Below are 2,568 nucleotides of genomic sequence, written 5' to 3'. Positions count from 1 at the left end.
GTGAAAGGGAATCAATTATTAATAGACACCAGTGTCCCTCTTGTATCCATAATAGGAATGCACCTGACTGATAAAGTCAAATTGAGGCCCGGATGGCCATTTGTCTTTATCAAAACCAGGTGATTCTTCGAGTTTTTTCTTATTTACATCCAATAGAATTACCTCTTCTTGATGATTATCCAAAGAAAGAGCCTGCCAAGGGATAGCGAAATATTTGCTTCCCAAATTCAAAAAACCCGTATCAACTTCAAGTACCGCATAGGCAATGTCTCCTGAGCTGGTATCTATCATCAGGTCTTTAATTTTTCCAATTGTTTCATCGGAAAGGTTTTTTACTTTGGTCCCTTTAATGGAACTTCCCGATAAGATCAAATGATTCATTTCATTTCTCATGGTAATGTGGTTTAGATTGTGACTAATTTTTTCAAATAAAAATCAATTGTTATACCATCTGTATCGAAAAGTCCACGAGTAGAAAGCGACTTGTTTTATACTATCTTTTTATCTGAAACGATGAAGAAAAAAATTGTTCTCATACAGTAGTGATAAAAAAGATAGATTTAGTAATAAATACCCGAAAGCAGGAATGGAGTTTTCTATATTACCAGCAAGTAAAACAAAACTGTACCAAAACCTTCTTTCACGGAATGGTTTTATGGGATGAGTGGGCTAATGACAAATCGTAAAATAAAATCAAATTTCACATTTTATTTTCAAGAAAGCCGTCAAAAAGATCACAAGTATTCAGATACTGTTACATTTTTAATACAATATGTAACATTGAATTCTCATTTTTAATATAAATGATACAATTTTTAAGGTAAATCCTGTAAGGAGTTTTTTAAGGAGTATAAATAAATTTCGTTAGTAAGACTCTTGAATGGTGGCGGATAAAAGAAAGATGGGATCCACCGCAATTTCATGCATCAAGGGTGATGTAATAAATAACTTCTAAAAAGGCTTGACCATGGAAAGTATTATTGTAGTAGATCATCAAATTTCATTCTGTAACCTTTTACAGCGGTTTTTGTCAGAAAAAGATTATCAGGTGGACACCAGTACGCAACCCTCAGATGCCTTGGCAATGATTAAAAATCAATTTTATGATTTCATAATTTGTGATTACAGGATGCCTCAAATGGAGGGCAGAGAATTTTTTAGCAAGGTCAGCATCCTGAGTCCATTATCAAAAGTGATTTTCATATCCAAGGATGTAAATGTAAAGAATGTAGTTGAAATGATCAGACGGGGTGCCTGTAATTATCTGTCCAAACCTGTAAATCCAGATGAATTGATAGAAGCGCTTAAAAACAGCTGTGCAGACTTAGCAAGGGACTCAACTATTTGTTATGAAAAAGTGAGTAAAGGCCCCAGGAGTGTAGATCTTCCTGATTATTTAGCAGGGAAAAGCCCAAAAGCAATGGATATCCAGTATAAAGTGGAGAAGGTTGGACCAACTAATTATTCAGTGATTATAGAAGGAGAGACAGGAACGGGAAAAGAATCCTACGCTAGATTGATCCACCACCATAGCCTAAGAAACGAAAAACCATTTATAGCAATAGACTGCGGATGCCTATCAAAGGAACTGGCAGGAAGTGAACTGTTTGGGCATGAAAAAGGAGCGTTTACCGGAGCTTTAAACCGAAAAAAGGGTATTTTTGAAATGGCTCAAGGGGGGACCGTTTTCCTTGATGAAATCGGTAACCTTTCCGGTGAAGTCCAAATGGCACTGTTGAGGGTTCTTCAAGAAAGAAAGATCCGCAAAATTGGTGGAGCAGATGAAATCCCCATTGATGTTCGTTTTATTGTGGCCACTAATGAGGATTTATTTTCAAAATCGCAATCTTCTAATTTTCGTGAAGATCTTTATTATAGGTTAAGCGAATTTATAATAAGAGTTCCCTCCCTGAAGGAGAGGGCAGAGGATATTGACCGATTTATAGACTTCTTTTTGCAAAAAACGGCCATTGAACTGGGACTTAGTAAGGTGCCCAAATTTTCTGAGGAGGCGATGATGCTTTTAATGCAATACGCTTGGCCTGGAAATATCAGAGAGCTAAAAAATACGGTAAGAAGGTCATGTCTTTTCGTAAATTCTAATAATATTATTCAAGTTGAGGTATTGCCCGATCGTATAAAAAGGAATTCCCCATCATCCATATTACCACAACAGGAGAAAATTTATCAGGAAAGAAACTTGAAATATTTTGATAAAAGTTCCAAAACGGATTTGAAAACCACCGCACATCTGGCCGAGACAAAAAAAATCAAAGAAGTACTGCAAGATGTAAAGTTCAATAAAACAAAGGCTGCTCAGGTGCTCAACATCCACCGCAAAACGCTATATAGCAAACTTAAATCATTGGATATTTCATTCTAAGAGAGAATAAAAGGACGGACATTTTTTTCGGATGGTCCGTCCTTTTTAAATTGATAAATGATGGCGCCTCCTACGATCATACAAGTGATCGATAAGATGATTTTTATATCTAATCAATTTGTCGATTATAATACAAGCATCATGACTGATCATCTACTTAAATCTGACCGATTATAGGAGGCATC

2 protein-coding genes are annotated in these 2,568 nt (G+C 35.9%); one reads left to right on the top strand and one right to left on the bottom strand.

All coding sequences use genetic code 11. The features are described from left to right. Positions 1 to 18: 18 nt before the first annotated feature. Positions 19 to 393, bottom strand: a complete 375-nt coding sequence (locus ACYVAA_RS22665; RefSeq protein WP_460546309.1) for a PRC-barrel domain-containing protein — start codon at positions 391 to 393, stop codon at positions 19 to 21. Positions 394 to 967: 574 nt separating this feature from the next. Between ACYVAA_RS22665 and ACYVAA_RS22660 the strand changes: the two genes are divergently transcribed. Continuing rightward, positions 968 to 2,383, top strand: coding sequence for a sigma-54-dependent transcriptional regulator (locus tag ACYVAA_RS22660; RefSeq protein ID WP_460546306.1), 1,416 nt, complete (start codon positions 968 to 970; stop codon positions 2,381 to 2,383). The last annotated feature ends 185 nt before the right edge of the window (positions 2,384 to 2,568 follow it).

This window comes from Echinicola sediminis, from assembly GCF_054777495.1.
The sequence above is the reverse complement of the archived record's forward strand: the minus strand, read 5'-3'. Positions and strand labels throughout refer to the sequence as shown.

Bases quoted from the DNA above. Each gene is read 5' to 3' on its own strand.
- ACYVAA_RS22665 (WP_460546309.1), bottom strand. From the start codon at position 393: ATGAGAAATGAAATGAATCATTTGATCTTATCGGGAAGTTCCATTAAA.
- ACYVAA_RS22660 (WP_460546306.1), top strand. From the start codon at position 968: ATGGAAAGTATTATTGTAGTAGATCATCAAATTTCATTCTGTAACCTT.